The sequence below is a fragment of the Micromonospora sp. WMMD737 genome (genome assembly GCF_049179055.1).
GTDB lineage: Bacteria > Actinomycetota > Actinomycetes > Mycobacteriales > Micromonosporaceae > Micromonospora > Micromonospora reichwaldensis.
On sequence record NZ_JBMHMH010000001.1, the window covers coordinates 5,522,168 to 5,540,986 of the forward strand.

Genomic DNA, 18,819 nt, shown 5'->3' on the forward strand with positions numbered 1-18,819 from the left:
AACGTCGTCGGCGGGTGCCTGTCGGTCGGCCGTACGCATGGGGAACAATGGTTGGGTGACCAGGCCCGCCTCCGCCCGTGCCGCTCGTCTCGACCAGGTCTGCGCCGCCGCCGTCGAGGTGGCACGTGACGCCATCACCGAGGTCGACCCCTCGGACATCGGCGACCACCTGCAGGCCGTCGCGGAGGGCGACCGACTCGTCACCCACTACTTCGAGTGCCGGCTCGCCGGCTACCGGGGCTGGCGGTGGGCGGTCACCGTCACCCGCGTGCCGCGCAGCCGGCACGTCACCGTCTGCGAGACGGTGCTGATCCCCGGCACGGACGCGATGCTCGCGCCCGGCTGGCTGCCGTGGCAGGAGCGGCTCAAGCCGGGCGACCTCGGCCCCGGCGACCTGCTGCCCACCCCGGCGGACGACGACCGGCTCCAGCCCGGCTACCTGCTCTCCGACGACCCGGCGGTCGAGGAGACCGCGTGGGAGCTGGGTCTCGGCCGGGCCCGGGTGCTCTCCCGGGAGGGGCGCAGCGAGGCCGCCCAGCGCTGGTACGACGGCGACCACGGCCCGTCCGCCGCGATCTCGGCCGCCGCCCCCGCCGCCGCCCGCTGCGGCACCTGCGGCTTCTACCTGCCGCTCGCCGGCGCCCTGCGGCAGTCCTTCGGGGCCTGCGGCAACTTCTACGCCCCCGACGACGGTCGGGTGGTCAGCGCCGACCACGGCTGCGGGGCGCACTCGGAGACCCTGATCGAGGCCGCCGAGACCCCGGTCGACGAGATGCCGACGGTCTACGACGACAGCGCGGTCGAGCCCGTGGCGGTCAGCCGGGCGCCGGGCTCCGTCGAGGCCGCGGAGCCGGCGGAGCCGTACGGCCACCCCTGACGCCATTGGCGCGGCGCCGGTCCGGCGGGCCGGTGTCGTCGCAGGTCAGCGGCCGGCGCGGCGGCGACGTCGGTTGGCGTCGTGCCGCATCATCACGGCGAGACCGGGGAAACCCCACAGGAAACCGGCCAGGCAGGTCCACAGCCAGTCCTGGTGATCGTGCGCGGTCAACCAGTCGCGGAAGAAGACCAGCAGCACCAGCCCGGCGAGCGCCCAGGCCGCCATCCCGGCGAGGGCGAACGGCACCATCGGCGGGTCGAGCGGCTCGGGCCGCGGGGGCTGCTCCTTCGGCACGCGGCAAGCGTACGCGATCAACTTTTCCTGCTGGCCGGTGATCTGCGACGATGCGCGCGACAACGGAAGATCCACCTGCGAGGACCTGATGGCAGTAGCGCCGCCCGAGAACGGCACACCACCCGACCCAGCGCACCCCCGGAACGGTTTCGACCGGTACTTCGAGATCTCCGCCCGTGGCTCGACGATGAGCCGCGAGGTACGCGGTGGCCTGGCGACCTTCTTCACGATGGCGTACATCGTGGTGCTCAACCCGCTCATCATCGGTGGTGCCGTCGACGGCGACGGCAAGAAGCTCTCCATCGCCGCGCTCGCTGCGGCAACCGCCCTGGTCGCCGGCCTGATGACCATCCTGATGGGCGTGGTCGGCCGGTTCCCGCTGGCGCTCGCCGCCGGCCTCGGCGTCAACGCGCTTGTCGCGTACGAGATCGCCCCGGAGATGACCTGGGCGGACGCGATGGGCCTCGTGGTGATCGAGGGTGTGATCATCGCGGTGCTGGTGCTGACCGGCCTGCGTACGGCGGTGTTCCGCTCGGTGCCGACGCAGATGAAGACGGCGATCGGCGTCGGCATCGGCCTCTTCCTGACCATCATCGGCCTGGTCGACGCCGGCTTCGTGCGCCGGGTGCCGGACGTGCAGAACACCACCGTCCCGGTCAGCCTGGGCATCGGCGGCAGCCTGGCCAGTTGGCCGCTGCTCGTCTTCGTGGTGGGTCTGCTGCTGACGATCGTGCTGATGGTGCGGCGGGTCAAGGGCGCGATCCTCATCGGCATCCTCGGCTCCACCGTGGTGGCGATCATCGTCGAGGCGGTGGCGAACATCGGGCCGTCCTTCGTCGACGGCAAGCCCAACCCGAAGGGCTGGGCGCTGAACGTCCCCGAGTTGCCGAAGACGTGGGTGGACGTGCCGGACCTGTCGCTGCTCGGCAACTTCAACCTGTTCGACTCGTGGGGCCGGGCCGGCTGGGTCGTCGTCCTGATGTTCGTGTTCACCCTGCTGATCACGGACTTCTTCGACACCATGGGCACGATGGTCGCGGTCGGCCAGGAGGGGAGCATGCTCGACGAGCGGGGCACCCCGCCGCGGGCCAAGGAGATCCTGCTGGTCGACTCGATCGCGGCGGCTGCCGGCGGTGCGGCGAGCACGTCGAGCAACACGTCGTACATCGAGAGTGCCGCCGGTGTGGCGGAGGGCGCCCGTACGGGCGTGGCCAACCTGGTCACCGGCGGGTTGTTCCTGCTGGCGATGTTCCTGGCGCCGCTGGTCGTGGTGGTGCCGTTCGAGGCGGCGTCGACGGCGCTGGTGGTGGTCGGCTTCCTGATGATGACCGCGGTGCGGACGATCGACTGGTCCGACTACGAGATCGCGATCCCGGCGTTCCTGACGATCGTGCTGATGCCCTTCACGTACTCGATCTCCAACGGCATCGGCGCCGGCCTGATCACGTACGTGGTGGTGAAGCTCGCCAGGGGCAAGGCCCGGGAGATCCACCCGCTGCTGTACGGGGTGGCGGCCCTCTTCGTGCTCTACTTCCTGCGTGGACCGATCGAGTCCGTGGTGCTGTGAACACGGCCTGCTCCGGGCCGGTGGCCGAACCGGGTACCCGGCCCGGAGCAGGACAAACTTCTCGTGAGCGTGGTCATATCAGTGGTCATTCGCCAAGCTAATTAGTTAGGCTAACTATCGTGACGGAGCGGACGGTGACGGCGAAACGCGTGCCACCGGCGCAGCTGGCACCGCAGCTGCGTGATGCGATCACCCGGCTGAACCGACGGGTCCGCCAGGCCCGGCCGGTCGGCGACCTCACGGTCACCCAGCTCTCCGCGCTCACCAGCCTCCGGCTGGCGGGTGCGCTGACGCCTCGGGAACTGGCCGACGTGGAACGGGTGCAGCCGCCCACGATGACCAGGATCGTCGCGAAGTTGGAGGAGCGCGGCCTCGTGCAGCGCACCCCCCATCCGACCGACGGCCGGCAGGTCATCCTGGCGGCGACCGAGGGGGGACGGGCCGTGCTCGACCAGTTCGAGCGGGTCCGTGACGAGTGGCTGGCCCGCCGGCTGGCCGACCTGACCGAAGCCGAGCGGGACACCCTGCGGCAGGCTGCCGAGATCCTTCAGCAGCTCGCCCGCGCCTGACCCGCGCCTCGTGCCACCGCGCCGTCCGCCGTCGATGACGCGTACGACCGCGAGGAGGCGCACCAAGAGTGCAGGCGAAGCTGAGCACGATGTTCCAGTCCCTACAGGTCCGCAACTACCGGCTCTTCGCATCCGGGCAACTGATCAAGCTGATCGGCGTCTGGATGATGTTCATCGCCCAGGACTGGCTGGTCCTCGAGCTCTCCGACAACTCCGCCACCGCGCTCGGCGTGGTGACCGCGCTCCAGTTCACCCCGGTGCTGCTGCTCACCCTGCTCTCCGGGCGGCTCGCCGACCGCTACGACAAGCGGATGCTGCTCTTCGTCGCGAACGCGTTCTGGACCGTACTGGCCCTCGCCATGGCCCTGCTGGTGATCACCGGCCTCGTGCAGCTCTGGCACGTCTTCGCGTTCGCGGCCCTGCTCGGCATCGCCAACGCCGTGGAGACTCCCGTCCGGCAGGCGTTCGTCTCGGAGCTGGTCGGTACGTCGCTGCTGCCGAACGCGCTCTCGCTCAACGCGGCCGTGTTCAACTCCGCCCGGATCGTCGGGCCGGCCGTCGCCGGCCTGGCCATCGCCGCCTTCGACGTCGGGCCGGTCTTCCTGTTCACCGCGCTCAGCTCGATCGCCCCGCTGGTCACCGTGATCCGGATGCGCCCCGCCGAGCTGCACCGGGAGGCGCTGCCGCCGCGCGACGAGCGGGCGTCGGCCAAGGTCGTCGACGGCCTGCGCTACGTCTGGCGGCGGCCCGACCTGCTGCTGCCCATGGCGGTGATGTCGGTGATCGGCATGTCGCTGTTCAACTTCCAGCTCACCCTCGCCGCGCTGGCCAAGACCGTGTTCCAGACCGGCGCCGCCTCGTTCGGGCTGTTCAGCACCGCCCTGGCCGTCGGCGCGCTGGTCGGGGCGCTCGCCGGCACCGGGCGGCGCAGCCGCCCGTCGGTCTGGCTGGTGCTCGGCGCGGGGGTCGGCTGTGCCAGCTTCGGCACGCTGGTAGGGCTCGCCCCGGCGTACTGGATGGTGGTGACGCTGCTGCTGCCGACCGGTTTCTTCATGGTGTACTTCGCCCAGGCAGCCAACCAGCGGGTCCAGCTCGGCACGGACGCCGCCTTCCGCGGCCGGGTGATGGCCCTGTGGGTGCTGGTCTTCCTCGGCACCAACCCGGTCGGTGCGCCGCTCATCGGCTGGGTCGCCGAGACCTACGGCGCCGGTGCCAGCATCTGGATCGGTGGGCTGATCTCGTTGGCCACCATCCTGATCGCGCTCACCTGGCAGCTGCGCCGTTCCGGCGCCCGGCTGCGCTTCCGCATCCTGCCGATGCCGCGCTTCTACGTCACCTCCGCCGACTGCTGAGCCCGTCCCCGGGCGGGCCGACCGCTTCCTGGGCCGGATGACACGAAAGCGGTAGCGGTAAGGGGGAAAGAGGCTTAGCGTCGATACGTGGAGCTCGGGCGCGCGCTGCTGCTGATCCTGGCCATCGTCGCCATGGCCAGCCTGCCGGCGCTGATCGCCCTGGTCTTCTGCGCGGACGAGATCATCGACCGGGTCGCCTGCGGGTACGCCGAGTGGCGTGAGCGCCGGCGGGAGCGGCGCACCATTGCCCGGCTGGACCGGGCGGTCGAGGCCGACGCGCTGACCCGCGACATCGACCTCACCGCCTTCGACCGGCCCGACCGGCGCCCGCTGGAGGAACTCGCCGCCGACCTGCGCCGCCTGCGCAGCCAGGGGGTGGGTTCCGACGGCCGCCAGCCCGTCTGGCACGGCATGGTCCTCCAGGCGTACGACGACCGGCTCCGGCTGGCCTGCCGGGCCCTCGGGCTGGCCGAGCACCTGACCGAGCTGGAGGGCGTCGACCTGGAGCTGGAACGCGTCCGGGTGGAGGGCCTGCTGCACGCCGCCGGGCTGACCCTGCCCGCCGCCCGGGCCGGTCACTGGCAGCGTCACCGCTGAGGGCGGGGCCCGCGTGAGGCTCTTCGTCGCGCTCTACCCACCGCCCGAGGCGGTCGCGCACCTCGGCGCGCAGGTCGCCCGCCTGCGGATCGGCGCGGCGGCCGCCGCCGGGACCAACGTCCGGCTCGCCGACCCGGCCAACGCGCACGTCACCCTCGCCTTCCTCGGCGACGTCGAGGCGGACCGGCTGGTCGCCGTGGAGAGCGCGCTCGGGCTCGCCGCCGAGTGGTCCCGCGACGGCCGCCAGGCCGCGCCCCGGCTCCGGCTGGCCGGCGGCGGACGGTTCGGGCGGGGCCGGTTCACCGTGCTCTGGGTCGACCTGCGGGGCGAGGTGGAGCCGGTGCTGGTGCTGGCCCGGCTGATCCGCTCCCGGTTGCGGCACGCCCGCCTGCCGCACGACGAGAAGCCGTTCCGCCCGCACCTGACCGTCGCGCGCCCCGGCGACCGGGTGCCCCCGGCCGACGTGGCCGCCGACGTCGCCACCCTCGACGACTACGAGGGCCCGGAGTGGCCGGCCGGCGGGATGGTCCTCGTGCGCAGCCACCCCGGCCCCCGCCCCAGCTACGACCGCCTGGCCGCCTGGCCCCTCTGACGCCCCCCGGTCACCAGGCCCAGGCCTCGGGGCCGGGGCCGCCGTTGCCGACGGGCGGGAAGAGCTCGTCCAGGCGGGTGAGGGCGTCCTCGTCGAGGTCGACGGTCAGGGCGCCCAGGGAACGGTCGAGCTGGTCGGTGGTGCGCGGCCCGATGATCGGGGCGGTCACCCCGGGCCGGGACAGCAGCCAGCCCAGGGCCACGTCCGCCGGGTCGTGACCGAGGTCGCCGCAGAGTTTCTCGTACGCCTCGATGGTCGGCCGGTGCTCGGCGAGCGCGTCGGCGGAGCGGCCGCTGGCGCCCCGCGCGGCCCCGCCCTCGGCCATCTTCCGCAGCACTCCGGCGAGCAGCCCGCCGTGCAGCGGCGACCACGGGATGACGCCCAGCCCGTGGTGCTGCGCGGCGGGCACCACCTCCAGCTCGACGTACCGGGTCATGAGGTTGTAGATGCACTGCTCCGAGACCAGGCCGAGGAAGTGGCGCTTCCCCGCCGCCTCCTGTGCCACGGAGATGTGCCAGCCGGCGAAGTTGGACGATCCGACGTAGAGGACCTTGCCCTGGGCGACCAGGGTCTCCATGGCCTGCCAGATCTCCTCCCACGGCGTGCTCCGCGAGACGTGGTGCATCTGGTAGAGGTCGATGGTGTCGGTCTGGAGGCGGCGCAGCGAGTCCTCGCAGGCCCGGACGATGTGCCGGGCGGAGAGGCCCTGCTGGTTGGGCCACTCGCCCATCTTGCCGTAGACCTTGGTGGCCAGCACGACCTTCTCCCGCCGGCCGCCACCCTGGGCGAACCAGCGCCCGATGATCTGCTCGGTGATCCCCTCGCCGGTCTGCCAGCCGTAGACGTCGGCGGTGTCGAAGAAGTTGATGCCGTGGTCGAGGGCCCGGTCCATGATCGCGAAGCTGTCCGGCTCGGTGGTCTGCGGCCCGAAGTTCATCGTGCCGAGGCAGAGGCGGCTGACCGACAGGCCCGTACGGCCGAGGTTCGTGTACTCCATGGGGCCACCCTGCCACGGCGGCAGTCGGAGCGCCTCGCGTCGACTCCGGCGACCGGGTGGTCGCCGGAGTCAGGCGGTCACGAGGACTCGCGGGCCGCCGGGCCGCTGCCGAAGAGCACGTCGTCCCAGCTCGGCAGGCGCTTGCGCGGCTTGCCGCCGGCGTCGGTCGACTCGCCCGCCGCTGCCGCCGGGGCGCCCGTGCGACGGGGCCGGAGCACCGCCAGCGACGGCACGGCCGGCACTTCCTTGGGCGCGTCCGAGTCGTCGTCGAAGGCGGAACCCTGCCCGCCGCCGAGCAGCGCCGCCGCCCCGCCGCCGACCGGCCGCTGGCGTGGCGCGTCCTGCCCGGCCAGCGCGGCCGGGGTACGCGGCTCGAGCCCACGACCCGAGGTCGAGCCGAGCGGACGGTCGAGCGAGGCGAGCAGGGCGTCCCGCCCGGCCCGGATCGGGTCGCGGCCGGGACGGCTGTGCTCCGCCGCCGCCGGCAGGCCGTGCCCGCCCCGGCTCGGCTCGCCGCGCGACGGGCCGGGCAGCGCGTGACCACCCCGCTCCGGTGCCGGCTCCTGGCCGAGGATCGGGGTGGGCCGCTCGGCGCAGAGGTATTGCGCCATGTCGTCGTGCGGGGTGACCGACTGCCGGGTCTTGTCGAGATCCCAGATGGCCTGCGCGGTCGCCTTGCCCGAGGGCCAGGTCGCCACGATCCGCCAGGTGCCGTCGTCGCGGCGCCACGCGTCCCACGAGATCTTCTCGGTGTCGATCCCGTGCTGGGCCAGCCGGCCGTTGACCACCTCGGCGAGCGGGGTGGGCTTCTCCGCGCCCTTCAGCCGGGTGCGGCGGGCGTGCTGGGCGAGCATGGCCCGCTCCTGGAGCACCGGACCGGCGTAGCGCAGCACGCGGTCGACCGGCACGCCGGCGATCCGGGCGACGTCCTCGGCGGACTCGCCGGAGCGGATCTTGGCCTGGATGTCCCGTGGGGAGAGTGAGGGCACCGGGTCGGCGGACGCCGACGGGGCCACCGCGAGCGGCGGGGCGCCGGGCTCGGCGTGCAACGCGCCGGCGATCCGCTCGTCGATGGGCAGGGCGAGCAGTCGCCCGACCTCGTCGGCGAGCACCAGGGCCTGGCCGTCCTCGGAGAGGGCGACGAAGCGTACTGGGCGCATGGCGTAGCCTCCGTCCCGCTTCGCTGGCCGTCACGCCACGAGCCGGCCACCCGGGCGTCCTCGCACCACCGTACGCGCATCTGTCCGCAGGTGGGGGATGCGACACCCGCATGTCGCGACTGAGCTGCGACGATGATCACGGTCGGTGGCCGCCGACGCGTCCGGCGGCCACCGACCGTGACGGCGATCAGAGTCGCTCGACCACGTAGTCGATCGACGCGGTCAGCGCCTCGACGTCGGCCGGCTCGACGGCCGGGAAGAGCGCGACGCGGAGCTGGTTGCGGCCCAGCTTGCGGTAGGGCTCCGTGTCCACGATGCCGTTCGCGCGCAGCGCCTTGGCGATCGCGGTGGCGTCGACGGACTCGGCGAAGTCGATGGTGGCGACCACGTTGGAGCGCAGCGCCGGGTCGGTGACGAACGGCGTCGCCACCTCGGAGCGCTCCGCCCAGCCGTACACGATCGCGGCGCTCTCGGCCGTGCGCTTGGCCGCCCAGGCCAGCCCGCCCTGGGAGTTCATCCAGTCGGTCTGCTCGGCGGCCAGGAAGATGGTGGCCAGCGCCGGGGTGTTGTAGGTCTGCTCCAGCCGCGAGTTGTCGATCGCGGTGACCAGGTCGAGGAAGGCCGGAATGTAGCGGCCGGACGCCTTGATCTCGCCGGCCCGCTCCAGAGCGGCCGGCGACATCAGGGCCAGCCACAGGCCGCCGTCGGAGCCGAAGCACTTCTGCGGGGCGAAGTAGTAGACGTCGGTCTCGCCGACGTTGACGTCCAGGCCGCCGGCGCCCGAGGTGGCGTCGACCAGCAGCAGCGAGCCGGGGTCGGCGCCGGCCACCCGGCTGATCGGCACCGCGACACCCGTCGAGGTCTCGTTGTGCGGGGTGGCGTAGACGTCCACCCCGGCCTCGGCGGTCAGGGTGGGCGCGGTGCCGGCCTCCGACTTGCGGACGGTGGGCTCGCCGAGGAACGGGGCGTCCTTGACGGACTTGGCGAACTTCGCGCCGAACTCGCCGAAGCTGGCGAACTGCGCCCGGTCGCGGACCAGGCCGAACGTCGCGACCTCCCAGAAGGCCGTGGTGCCGCCGTTGCCCAGCACCACCTCGTAGCCCTCGGGGAGGGAGAAGAAGTCGGCGATGCCGCGGCGCAGCCGGGCCACCTCGTCGCGGACGGTCTTCTGCCGGTGCGAGGTGCCCAGGTAGCTCGTCGCCACCTCGGCGAGGGCGGAGACCGCCGCCGGACGGACCTTGGACGGCCCGCAGCCGAACCTCCCGTCGGCGGGCTTGAGGTCGTCGGGAATCCGGATGGTCGGTGCGTCAGCCACGGTTGTCGAGATCCTTCCGCATGGGCGAGGGCGGGCCCGGTGTTCAGGCGGGCGCGGATCGACGGCGGACGCGCGCTCAGGCGCACGACGTGGCCGGGACCCGGGCCCGGTCCGGCGTCACTGCCGGCCCTCATCCTCCCACCCGCGCCGGCCACGCCGGCCGCTGATCCCACCAGCGACGTTGAGGCGTCCACCACAATCCGTGCCAGCGCGCCGGCCCGATGTCGCACCGGGCCCGGAGGCGAGGAAGGGCCCCTTCCTGTGCGCCAGGCGTCAGGAGGGAGCCCTTCCTTACATCTCAGACGCCGTGCGGGATGGCGTCCCAGCCCTCGACGTCGCTGGGCTTGCGGGTGCCCGGGCCGACGTAGCGGGCCGACGGGCGGACCAGCCGCTGGAGCTTCTTCTGCTCCAGGATGTGCGCGCTCCAGCCGCCCATCCGGGCGCAGGTGAACATGGAGGTGAACATGTGTGCCGGCACCTCGGCGAAGTCCAGCACCACGGCCGACCAGAACTCGACGTTGGTGGCGAGCACCCGGTCCGGCCGGCGGGCCTGGAGCTCGGCCAGGGCGGCCTTCTCCAGCGCCTCGGCGATCTCGAAGCGCGGCGCGCCCAGCTCCTTGGCGGTGCGGCGGAGCACCCGGGCGCGCGGGTCCTCGGCCCGGTAGACGCGGTGGCCGAAGCCCATCAGCCGCTCGCCCCGGTCGAGTACGCCCTTGACGTAGCCCTCGGCGTCGCCGCTGCGCTCGACCGCCTCCAGCATGCTGAGCACGCGGGACGGGGCGCCACCGTGCAGCGGGCCGGAGAGGGCGCCGATGCCGGAGGAGATGCAGGCTGCGGCGTCCGCGCCGGTGGAGGCGACGATCCGGGCGGTGAAGGTGGAGGCGTTGAGGCCGTGCTCGGCGGCCGAGATGAAGTAGGCGTCGACCGCCTTGACGTGCCGCGGGTCCGGCTCGCCCCGCCAGCGCTTCATGAAGCGCTCGACGATGGTGGACGCCTTGTCGATCTCCTTCTGCGGCACGGCCGGCAGGCCCAGGCCGCGCGCCGACTGGGCGACGAAGGAGAGCGCCGTGACCGACACCCGGGCGAGGTCCTCGCGGGCCTGCTCGTCGGAGATGTCGAGCAGCTGGTTGAGACCCCAGTACGGGGCCAGCATCGCGACCGCGGACTGCACGTCCACCCGGATGTCACCGGAGTGCACCGGCACCGGGAACGGCTCCGCCGGCGGCAGACCCGGGCCGAACCGCCCGTCGACCAGCAGCGCCCACACGTTGCCGAAGGAGACCTGGCCGATCAGATCCTCGATGTCGACGCCGCGATAGCGCAGTGCGCCGCCCTCGCGGTCGGGTTCGGCGATCTCGGTCTCGAAGGCTACGACGCCCTCCAGCCCGGGTTTGAAATCGGCCATGTCGCTCTCCTGGATCTGCTCGGTGCGCCCGCCCGGGGCTCCGGTCCCGGCCCAGCCGGGCGAGCGCCTTAGGCGACCCTCAGGGATGTGTTCGTGACATCTTGCCTGCTGGGTAACCGGATTCGCGACCCACTGCGACTGTGCCGCACACGACATCCCCGGTCCGGGCGGCCCGGACCGCGTCGGCGACACTGTGCGGTGCGGGCTGGCCAGCGCCGCAGGCAGCGGGCCGGGTCGGCGAGGAGGAGGGGGAACGTGACGGGGGACACAGTCCGGCCGGCGGGTATGCGTAACGAGTACGCCCGGGAGCTGGGCCTTTCCGAGGCGGACCTGGCCGCCGACTGGCACGGCCAGTTCACCCGCTGGTTCGCCGACGCGGTCGCCGCCGGACTGCCCGAACCGAACGCGATGGTGCTCGGCACCGCCGACGCCGAGGGCCGCCCGAGCGCGCGCACCGTGCTGCTGAAGGGGTACGACCCGGAGGGCTTCGTCTTCTTCACCAACTACGGGTCCCGCAAGGGCGCCGAGGCGGCCGTCAACCCGCACGTGAGCCTCGTCTTCCCCTGGTTCCCGCTGCACCGGCAGGTGGTGGTGGCCGGCCGGGTCGAGCGGGTCGACCGGGCGGAGACGGAGGCGTACTTCGCCAGCCGGCCGCGCGGCTCCCAGCTCGGCGCGTGGGCCAGCACCCAGTCCCGGGTGATCCCCGGGCGGGCCGTACTGGACGAGGCGTACCGGGCGGCGGCGGAGCGGTTCGCCGAGGTCGAGCCGATCCCCGCCCCGCCGTACTGGGGTGGGCTGCGGGTGCGGCCGGAGTCGGTGGAGTTCTGGCAGGGCCGGGTCAGCCGGCTGCACGACCGGCTGCGGTTCCGGCTCACCGGGCCCGGGGAGTGGACCGTCGAGCGGCTGGCGCCGTGACCCAGCTCAAGGACGCGCGGCCGACCGGGCTGCGCCGGTTCGCGATCGACGTGCGCCCGCTGGCCGTGCCGGCGTACCGGCGGATGTGGCTCGGCAACGGCATCGCGATGTTCGGCATCCAGCTCACCGCCGTCGCCGTGCCGGTGGAGATGTACGCGCTGACCGGCAGCTCGCTCTGGGTGGGGCTGATCGGGATCGCGGCGTTCGTACCGCTGCTGGTCTTCGGGCTCTGGGGCGGCGCGGTGGCCGACGCGCACGACCGGCGCAAGGTGCTGCTGGCGACGGCGGCGGTGCTCTGGGCCGCCACGTTCGGCCTGGCGGTGCAGGCGGTGCTCGGGATCGGCAGCCCGTTGCTGCTGCTCGTCCTGGTGGCGGTGCAGTCGATCGCCTTCGCGATCAGCTCGCCCACCCGCAACGCGATCCTGCCCCGGCTGGTGCCGGCGGAGCTGGTGCCGGCGGCGACCACGCTGAACTTCACCACCTACACGGCCGCCTCGGTGTTCGGCCCGCTGGCCGCCGGCCTGATCTTCGCCTGGTGGGGCACCGACCTCGGCCTGCCGATCGCGTACGCGGCCGACGCGGTGCTCTACCTGGTCGCCGTCTGGGCGACCGTGAAGCTGCCGGCCATGCCGCCGGAGCCGGACCCGGACGCGTCCGCCGCCCCACGGCGGGCCGGGCTGGCCAGCATCGTCGACGGCCTGCGCTACCTGGCCACCACCCCGGTGCTGATGCTCTCCTTCGTCATCGACCTGATCGCCATGGTGCTGGCCATGCCCCGGGCGCTCTTCCCCGAGATCGCCGAGTCCCGCTTCGGCGGCGGCGCGGCCGTCGGCTGGCTCTACAGCGCGATCGCGGCGGGCGCGATGCTCGGCGGGCTGACCTCCGGGTGGATCGGGCGGCTGCGCCGGCAGGGGCTGGTGCTGGTGCTGGCGGTGGTCGGCTGGGGGCTGGCGGTCGCGGCGGCCGGCCTCGCCGGCCAGCTCTGGCTGATGGTGCTGCTGCTCGCGGTGGCCGGGGCGGCCGACCTGGTCAGCGCCGTGCTGCGGCAGTCGATGCTGCTGGTCTACGCGCCGGACCGGATGCGCGGGCGGCTGATGGGCGTCAACACGGTGGTCATCGCCGGCGGCCCGCGCCTGGGCGACCTGCGGGCCGGTGCGGTGGCGGCCGGTTTCGGCGGCGGCGTCGCCTGGGTCGGCGGCGGGCTGCTCTCGGCGGCGCTCGCGGTGCTGCTCGCGGTGGCCTTCCCGGTGCTGCTGCGCTACCGGGCGGCGGACCCGTCCGGCGGTGACAAGGCGTGACGGGGCGGGTCGGGGCGAGCGACGGCGGGGCGGGAACCGTTAGGGTCGCCGGCATGGACACCCCCGACCAGCGTCCGCCCTCGGGCGCGCAGTGGACCATTTCCGCCGCCGGCCACGAGGCCGTCATCGTGGAGGTGGGCGGTGGGGTCCGGACATACCGGCACGACGGGACCGACCACCTCGACGGGTACGCCGCCGACGAGATCTGTCCCGGCTGCGCGGGGCAGGTGCTGGCCCCCTGGCCGAACCGGATCCGCGACGGGCGCTACACCTTCGGCGAGCGGTCGTTGCAGCTCACCCTCAGCGAGCCGGACCGGGGCGTGGCCATCCACGGGCTGGTCAACTGGGTGCCGTGGCGGCTGGTGGAGCAGTCGTCCGACGCGGTGACCGTCGGCTACGACCTGCCGCCGCAGCCGGGCTACCCGTGGCCGCTGCGGCTGCGTACCCGGTGGAGCGTCGGCCCGGACGGGTTGCGCGCGGAGCACGAGGCGACGAACCTCGGCGCCGAGCCCGCGCCGTTCGGCTTCGCGGTGCACCCGTACCTGCGGGTGCCCGGGGTCGCGGTGGACGACCTGTCGATGCGGCTGCCGGCCCGCACGCGGTTGCAGGTGGACGGGCGGCTGCTGCCGATCGGGGGCACCCCGGTCGCCGGCACCGAGTACGACTGGACCAGCCCCCGCCGGATCGGCGGCGCCCGGCTCGACCTCTGCTTCGGCGACGTGATCCGCGACGACGACGGCGGCTCGGTGGTCAGCCTGGCGGCCCCGGACGGCACGGCGGGCGTACGGATCTGGGCGGACCGGGAGTTCGGCTGGTGGCAGGTGTTCACCGGCGACGCCCTGCCCGGCGAGCGGCGTCGCCGTTCCGTGGCGGTGGAGCCGATGACCTGCCCGCCGGACGCGTTCCGTTCGGGCCGGGACGTGATCACCCTGAAGCCGGGCGCGACCTGGCGGGGTGCCTGGGGCGTACGGCCCGGGGCCTGAGCGGGGGAGCGCATGGAGTTCGGCGAGGTGGTCCGGCGACGCCGGATGGTGCGCAACTACGACCCGGACCGGCCCGTCCCGCCCGACGTGGTGGACCGGCTGCTCGACCACGCGGTCCGCGCGCCGTCGGCTGGCTTCGCCCAGGGCTGGGGTTTCCTGGTGCTGGAGGCGCCGGAGGACCGGGAGCGGTTCTGGGCGGCGACCACCCCGGGCGGCGGCGGCCGGGAGCGGTGGCTGGCGGGGATGCGCCGGGCTCCGCTGATCGTCGTCCCGCACGCGAACCGGTCGGCCTACCTGGAGCGCTACGCGGAACCGGACAAGGGCTGGGCGGACCGCTCGGCCGAGCGCTGGCCGGTGCCCTACTGGTACGTGGACACCGGCTTCGCCGCCCTGCTGATGCTGCTGACCGCCGTGGACGAGGGGCTGGGGGCGTGCTTCTTCGGCATCCCCGCGCAGCGCCTCGACGCCTACCGGGAGGCGTTCGGGGTGCCGGAGGCGTACGAGCCCGTCGGCGCCGTCACGGTGGGTTATCGCGCGCCTGACCACCGGTCACCGTCGCTGCGCCGGGGGCGTCGCCCGGTGGGCGAGGTGGTCCGGCGGGGGCGCTGGAGCTGAGCGGCGCCGGATGTGCCGTCAGGTGTTTCGTCCGGTGGCGAACCGGACGGCGGGTGGCGAAACTGACATCGGGGAGCAGAACGCGGTGTGGTGCAGCCCGCTACGCTGGCACGGTCATCGGTGCCGCGGGTCGCGGTGCCGCGCCGCGACCCGACCCGGTGTCGTGGGTCGGCCCGCCGAGGGGGAGGGGAGCGTGCCGTCGTGATCTTCAGAGCGGTCCGGGACGGGCGTCCCTACCCGGAGCACAACCTGACGCTCAAGCAGTGGGCGGAGATCCCGCCGAGGCCGCTGCGCCTGGACCAGTTGATCACCACCAAGCGTGAGCTGGCGCTGGACAAGCTCCTCGCCGAGGACTCGACCTTCTACGGCGACCTCTTCCCGCACGTCGTGCAGTGGAACGGCGGGCTCTACCTGGAGGACGGGCTGCACCGCGCCCTGCGGGCGGCGCTCCAGCAGCGCAACCAGATCCACGCCCGGGTGCTCGTCCTCTCCGGTCCGATCGAGTGAGCGCGACTCGTCGGCCGCCCGACCCGTACTGACCTGCGGTTCTGTCGGATCCACGCGACGACGCGCCTTTCGACGAGCGGCTGTCGCACCGGAGCCGTACCGTCATCTCCAGACGACGTGTCTGACGAGGACGGTGAGGGCCATGGCCCGCGACGGTGACATCAACGAGCCCACGAGGGAGTTCCCCGGTTATCCGACCGGCGAGGCGCTCAAGGAGCGGTCGGCTGTCACAACCGAGCCGGATCCGGGTGCGCCACCACCACCGGCGGGCGGGCCCGCGCGCGGCCTGCTCTGGGTGCTCGGCGCGGCGGCGCTGGCGGTGGTGGTGCTGCTCGGTGTGCAGGCCACCGGCCTGCTGCCGGACTTCCGCAACCCGTTCGCCAAGGAACAGACCGACCGCAGCCAGCCGCCGCTGCTCAAGTCGATCCAGGATCTCAGCCGCTACGTCGCGGCCGAGGGCAACTTCCAGGTGGTCGTCGATCTCCAGAACGACCGGCGCAACGTGCCCGACTGGCTGCTCAGCCAGCGCACCCTCTTCGTCGGGGCGGGCAGCGTGGAGGCGTACGTCGACTTCGCCAAGATCTCCGAGGGCGCGGTGGTGGAGTCGGCAGACGGCAAGTCGGTGGAGATCAGGCTGCCGGCGCCGCAGCTCGCCAAGACCAACCTCGACCTGGAGAAGAGCTACGTCTTCGCCGAGGAGCGCGGGCTGCTCAACCGGGTCGGTGAGCTGGTCAAGGGCGACCCCAACCGCCAGCAGCAGGTCTACCAGCTCGCCGAGGAGCGGATCACCGCCGCCGCCCGCGACAGCGGCCTGACCCAGCGGGCCGAGGAGAACACCCGCAAGATGCTGGAGGGGCTGCTGCGCTCCCTCGGCTACGAGAAGGTGACGGTCACCTACACCGCCCCCTGACGGCGGGCCCACGACGCGACGGCGCCCGCCCCGGTCGACGGGACGGGCGCCTCGTGCTCACCCCCGCCTCGGGCGGGGGCGGGGCGGGCTCAGTAGCGGGCGGCGGCGTAGCGGTCCTCGTTCGGCATCAGGACCCAGAGCACCAGGTAGACGATCACCTGGGTGCCGGGCAGCAGCAGCGACAGCAGGAACAGCAGCCGGATGAATCCGGCCGACCTGCCGAAACGCTGGGCCAGGCCGGCACAGACGCCGGCGATCATGCGCCCCTGACGGGGGCGGACCAGTTTGCGACTCATCGTCGTACTCCCACTCTGCGGCGTTCGCCGCCTCTGCCCTCAACGGTAGGAAGGGGTGGCCACCGCGCCCTCGGTCCGGAGGAGGATCGGCGGTGCCCGTACCCGTAGGTGGTTACCCGGGAACCGGCCCCGCGACGCCCCCGGGACCCGCCGGGACGTGCCGACCGGTCGCGGCTGGCGGCAGGGCTGAGCTGGGCGGGTAGGCTCGCCGGTCGGGCACCCACACCCCCGGGTGCCGGACGGCCGCCCCGACCGGGCCGGCCACGACCGTGCCGGAGACCCACGAGGTACGACGGCGAGGAAGTGCAGCCATGATCAGCGTTTTCGATCTCTTCAGTGTCGGTATCGGGCCGTCCAGCTCTCACACGGTGGGGCCGATGCGGGCCGCCCGTACGTTCGTCGCGGGCCTGAAGGCCGACGGGTTGCTGTCGGGCACGGCGCGGGTGCGGGCGGAGCTTTTCGGCTCGCTGGGCGCGACGGGGCACGGCCACGGCAGCGACCGGGCGGTGTTGCTCGGGTTGGCCGGTGAGGCCCCGGAGACGGTCGACACGGACACGGTCGACGCGCGGGTCGCGCGGATCCGTGGCGGGCGCCGGTTGGGCCTGCTCGACGTGCATGAGGTCGACTTCGACCCGGATCGGGACCTGGTGTTGCACCGGCGTCGGTCGTTGCCGTACCACCCGAACGGGATGACGTTCGTCGCGTACGACGATCGGGGCGCTCAGTTGCGGGCACGGACGTACTACTCGGTCGGTGGTGGTTTCGTGGTGGACGAGGCGGCGGTCGGGGCGGACCGGGTCAGGCCGGACGCCACGCGGGTGCGGCATCCGTTCCTCACCGGCGCGCAGTTGCTCGGTGTGACCGCGTCGACGGGGTTGTCGATCAGTGAGGTGATGCTCGCCAACGAGCTGTCCTGGCGTGGTGAGGGTGAGGTGCGCGCGGGTCTGTTGGAGATCTGGCGGGTGATGCGGGAGTGCGTGGAGCGGGGCTGTTCGCGCGACGGGGTGCTGCCCGGTGGGCTGAAGGTCCGCCGCCGCGCGGCCGAGCTGCGCCGCAGCCTGGAGGCGGGGTCCGACCCCGCCGATCCGCTGCGGGCGATGGACTGGGTGACGCTGTTCGCCCTCGCCGTCAACGAGGAGAACGCCGCCGGGGGTCGGGTCGTCACCGCGCCGACCAACGGGGCTGCCGGGATCGTTCCGGCGGTGTTGCACTACTACACCCGGTTCTGCCCTGGTGCCTGTGAGGAGGGGGTGGTGCGGTTCCTGCTGGCGGCGGGCGCGATCGGTGTGTTGTTCAAGGAGAACGCCTCGATCTCCGGGGCGGAGGTGGGCTGTCAGGGCGAGGTGGGTTCGGCGTGCTCGATGGCCGCGGCCGGGCTGGCCGAGGCGCTGGGCGGCACCCCGGCGCAGGTGGAGAACGCCGCGGAGATCGGCATGGAGCACAACCTGGGCCTGACCTGCGACCCGGTCGGTGGTCTGGTGCAGATCCCCTGCATCGAGCGCAACGCGGTGGCTAGCATCAAGGCGATCACGGCCGCCCGGTTGGCGCTGCGCGGCGACGGGGTGCACCACGTCTCGCTGGACAAGGTCATCAAGACCATGCGCGAGACCGGCGCGGACATGAAGGTGAAGTACAAGGAGACGGCGCGCGGCGGACTGGCCGTCAACGTGATCGAGTGCTGAGGGGGCGTTCGTTCATCGACTGCTAGCCTGTCGTCCGTCCGGTGAGGCGGGAGGCGGCGGTGACCTCTGGCGTCGCGGCGTTGTGGTCGCACCGCACCTCGCTGCGCATCCTGGTCCGGCGCGACCTCGCCGTGAAGTACCAGCAGTCCGTGCTCGGCTATCTCTGGTCGCTGATCGAGCCCCTCGGCCTGGGTGCCATCTACTGGTTCGTCTTCGGGGTCCTCTACTCGCGGGACACCAACCGTCACCTCGGCGACGCGGCCGACTCGTACCCGCTGTTCCTGCTCACCGGGATCTTCGCCTGGATGTGGACCAGCTCGGCGCTGAGCGAGGCGACCAACGCGCTGACCGGCCAGGCCCGGCTGATCACGACGATGAACGTGCCGCGGCAGGTCTTCCCGATCGGCCGGGTCACCGGCCGCTTCGCCGAGTACGCCGCCGGCCTGCCGATCCTGCTCGCCGTCGCCGTCGGGTACGCCGCGTCCGGGCGGGTCGAGCCGGGTTGGTCGCTGCTGGCCCTGCCGCTCGCGGTGGCGGTGCAGGCCGTCCTGCTGGTCGGGCTGGCGCTGCTGCTCTCGGCGGTAAACGTGCTGATGCGCGACGTCGAGCGCTTCATGCGGCTGGTCGTCCGGGTGCTCTTCTACGCCACCCCGATCATCTATCCGCTGAGCCTCGTGCGCGACGCCGACCTGCCGGGCTGGCTGAAGGTCGCCTACGAGCTGAACCCGCTGGTCGGCATCTTCCAGCTGCACCACGCGGTCTGGTACCCGGACGAGTTCCCGGACGCCCGGCTGCTCGCCATCTCCGTCGGCGTCAGCCTGCTGGTGCTGGCCGCCGGCTGGTGGTCGTTCCGCCGGCTCGAACCCGCAGTGCTCAAGGAACTGTAGG

At 73.0% G+C, this 18,819-nt stretch carries 20 protein-coding genes; 14 read left to right on the forward strand and 6 right to left on the reverse strand.

Annotated elements, in window-relative coordinates; genetic code table 11:
• Positions 1-37: 37 nt before the first annotated feature.
• Complete coding sequence (locus ACN27A_RS24480; RefSeq protein WP_421456988.1) at positions 38-877, forward strand: DUF3027 domain-containing protein; 840 nt, start codon at positions 38-40, stop codon at positions 875-877.
• Positions 878-922: 45 nt separating this feature from the next.
• Here the strand turns inward: ACN27A_RS24480 and ACN27A_RS24485 are convergent, their stop codons facing one another.
• Positions 923-1,171 (reverse strand): DUF2530 domain-containing protein, encoded by a 249-nt coding sequence (locus ACN27A_RS24485; RefSeq protein WP_089002323.1) that lies wholly within the window; start codon positions 1,169-1,171, stop codon positions 923-925.
• An 88-nt stretch (positions 1,172-1,259) separates the two neighbouring features.
• On the opposite strand from ACN27A_RS24485, the gene ACN27A_RS24490 reads away from it, so the two are divergent.
• From ACN27A_RS24490 to thpR, 5 genes are all read left to right on the forward strand, one after another.
• A complete protein-coding gene (locus ACN27A_RS24490) occupies positions 1,260-2,738 on the forward strand; it encodes an NCS2 family permease (protein WP_421456989.1) in 1,479 nt (492 codons plus the stop codon).
• A 119-nt stretch (positions 2,739-2,857) separates the two neighbouring features.
• Complete coding sequence (locus tag ACN27A_RS24495) at positions 2,858-3,307, forward strand: MarR family winged helix-turn-helix transcriptional regulator (protein ID WP_421456990.1); 450 nt, start codon at positions 2,858-2,860, stop codon at positions 3,305-3,307.
• 68 nt (positions 3,308-3,375) lie between these two features.
• Positions 3,376-4,659 (forward strand): MFS transporter, encoded by a 1,284-nt coding sequence (locus tag ACN27A_RS24500; RefSeq protein ID WP_421456991.1) that lies wholly within the window; start codon positions 3,376-3,378, stop codon positions 4,657-4,659.
• Positions 4,660-4,746: 87 nt separating this feature from the next.
• Positions 4,747-5,256: a hypothetical protein gene (locus ACN27A_RS24505; RefSeq protein ID WP_393168922.1), complete on the forward strand. Its 510-nt coding sequence runs from the start codon at positions 4,747-4,749 to the stop codon at positions 5,254-5,256.
• 13 nt (positions 5,257-5,269) lie between these two features.
• Positions 5,270-5,848, forward strand: coding sequence for an RNA 2',3'-cyclic phosphodiesterase (thpR, locus tag ACN27A_RS24510; RefSeq protein ID WP_421456992.1), 579 nt, complete (start codon positions 5,270-5,272; stop codon positions 5,846-5,848).
• A gap of 10 nt (positions 5,849-5,858) precedes the next feature.
• Here thpR and ACN27A_RS24515 read toward each other — a convergent pair whose 3' ends face one another.
• The 4 genes from ACN27A_RS24515 to ACN27A_RS24530 form a co-directional block, all read right to left on the reverse strand.
• Positions 5,859-6,845, reverse strand: a complete 987-nt coding sequence (locus ACN27A_RS24515; protein ID WP_421456993.1) for an aldo/keto reductase — start codon at positions 6,843-6,845, stop codon at positions 5,859-5,861.
• Between the two features lie 77 nt (positions 6,846-6,922).
• Positions 6,923-8,005, reverse strand: a complete 1,083-nt coding sequence (gene sepH / locus ACN27A_RS24520) for a septation protein SepH (protein WP_421456994.1) — start codon at positions 8,003-8,005, stop codon at positions 6,923-6,925.
• 187 nt (positions 8,006-8,192) lie between these two features.
• Entirely contained in the window at positions 8,193-9,320 is a 1,128-nt protein-coding gene (gene serC / locus ACN27A_RS24525) for a phosphoserine transaminase (protein WP_151454143.1), read from the reverse strand.
• Positions 9,321-9,618: 298 nt separating this feature from the next.
• Complete coding sequence (locus ACN27A_RS24530) at positions 9,619-10,725, reverse strand: citrate synthase 2 (protein WP_089002315.1); 1,107 nt, start codon at positions 10,723-10,725, stop codon at positions 9,619-9,621.
• A 285-nt stretch (positions 10,726-11,010) separates the two neighbouring features.
• On the opposite strand from ACN27A_RS24530, the gene pdxH reads away from it, so the two are divergent.
• The 6 genes from pdxH (at position 11,011) to ACN27A_RS24560 (ending at position 15,953) form a co-directional block, all read left to right on the forward strand.
• A complete protein-coding gene (gene pdxH / locus ACN27A_RS24535; RefSeq protein WP_421458592.1) occupies positions 11,011-11,640 on the forward strand; it encodes a pyridoxamine 5'-phosphate oxidase in 630 nt (209 codons plus the stop codon).
• On the forward strand, positions 11,637-12,938 hold the full coding sequence (locus ACN27A_RS24540) for an MFS transporter (protein ID WP_421456995.1): 1,302 nt from the start codon (positions 11,637-11,639) through the stop codon (positions 12,936-12,938). Before pdxH ends, ACN27A_RS24540 begins: the two co-directional genes overlap by 4 nt.
• A gap of 53 nt (positions 12,939-12,991) precedes the next feature.
• Positions 12,992-13,921 (forward strand): aldose 1-epimerase family protein, encoded by a 930-nt coding sequence (locus ACN27A_RS24545; protein WP_327030326.1) that lies wholly within the window; start codon positions 12,992-12,994, stop codon positions 13,919-13,921.
• A gap of 12 nt (positions 13,922-13,933) precedes the next feature.
• Positions 13,934-14,536, forward strand: a complete 603-nt coding sequence (locus ACN27A_RS24550) for a nitroreductase family protein (protein WP_421456996.1) — start codon at positions 13,934-13,936, stop codon at positions 14,534-14,536.
• 201 nt (positions 14,537-14,737) lie between these two features.
• Positions 14,738-15,043: a type II toxin-antitoxin system VapB family antitoxin gene (locus ACN27A_RS24555; protein ID WP_089002310.1), complete on the forward strand. Its 306-nt coding sequence runs from the start codon at positions 14,738-14,740 to the stop codon at positions 15,041-15,043.
• A gap of 142 nt (positions 15,044-15,185) precedes the next feature.
• Positions 15,186-15,953: a DUF4230 domain-containing protein gene (locus ACN27A_RS24560; RefSeq protein WP_421456997.1), complete on the forward strand. Its 768-nt coding sequence runs from the start codon at positions 15,186-15,188 to the stop codon at positions 15,951-15,953.
• A gap of 89 nt (positions 15,954-16,042) precedes the next feature.
• Here ACN27A_RS24560 and ACN27A_RS24565 read toward each other — a convergent pair whose 3' ends face one another.
• A complete protein-coding gene (locus ACN27A_RS24565) occupies positions 16,043-16,249 on the reverse strand; it encodes a PspC domain-containing protein (RefSeq protein ID WP_421456998.1) in 207 nt (68 codons plus the stop codon).
• A gap of 311 nt (positions 16,250-16,560) precedes the next feature.
• On the opposite strand from ACN27A_RS24565, the gene ACN27A_RS24570 reads away from it, so the two are divergent.
• Positions 16,561-17,931 (forward strand): L-serine ammonia-lyase, encoded by a 1,371-nt coding sequence (locus ACN27A_RS24570; protein WP_421456999.1) that lies wholly within the window; start codon positions 16,561-16,563, stop codon positions 17,929-17,931.
• A gap of 59 nt (positions 17,932-17,990) precedes the next feature.
• Positions 17,991-18,818, forward strand: coding sequence for an ABC transporter permease (locus ACN27A_RS24575; protein ID WP_421457000.1), 828 nt, complete (start codon positions 17,991-17,993; stop codon positions 18,816-18,818).
• Position 18,819 lies beyond the last annotated feature (1 nt).

Bases quoted from the DNA above. Each gene is read 5' to 3' on its own strand.
- sepH (WP_421456994.1), bottom strand. From the start codon at position 8,005: ATGCGCCCAGTACGCTTCGTCGCCCTCTCCGAGGACGGCCAGGCCCTG.
- ACN27A_RS24550 (WP_421456996.1), top strand. From the start codon at position 13,934: ATGGAGTTCGGCGAGGTGGTCCGGCGACGCCGGATGGTGCGCAACTAC.
- ACN27A_RS24480 (WP_421456988.1), top strand. From the start codon at position 38: ATGGGGAACAATGGTTGGGTGACCAGGCCCGCCTCCGCCCGTGCCGCT.
- ACN27A_RS24545 (WP_327030326.1), top strand. From the start codon at position 12,992: ATGGACACCCCCGACCAGCGTCCGCCCTCGGGCGCGCAGTGGACCATT.
- ACN27A_RS24530 (WP_089002315.1), bottom strand. From the start codon at position 10,725: ATGGCCGATTTCAAACCCGGGCTGGAGGGCGTCGTAGCCTTCGAGACC.
- pdxH (WP_421458592.1), top strand. From the start codon at position 11,011: ATGCGTAACGAGTACGCCCGGGAGCTGGGCCTTTCCGAGGCGGACCTG.
- ACN27A_RS24560 (WP_421456997.1), top strand. From the start codon at position 15,186: ATGGCCCGCGACGGTGACATCAACGAGCCCACGAGGGAGTTCCCCGGT.
- ACN27A_RS24570 (WP_421456999.1), top strand. From the start codon at position 16,561: ATGATCAGCGTTTTCGATCTCTTCAGTGTCGGTATCGGGCCGTCCAGC.
- ACN27A_RS24490 (WP_421456989.1), top strand. From the start codon at position 1,260: ATGGCAGTAGCGCCGCCCGAGAACGGCACACCACCCGACCCAGCGCAC.
- ACN27A_RS24515 (WP_421456993.1), bottom strand. From the start codon at position 6,845: ATGGAGTACACGAACCTCGGCCGTACGGGCCTGTCGGTCAGCCGCCTC.
- ACN27A_RS24565 (WP_421456998.1), bottom strand. From the start codon at position 16,249: ATGAGTCGCAAACTGGTCCGCCCCCGTCAGGGGCGCATGATCGCCGGC.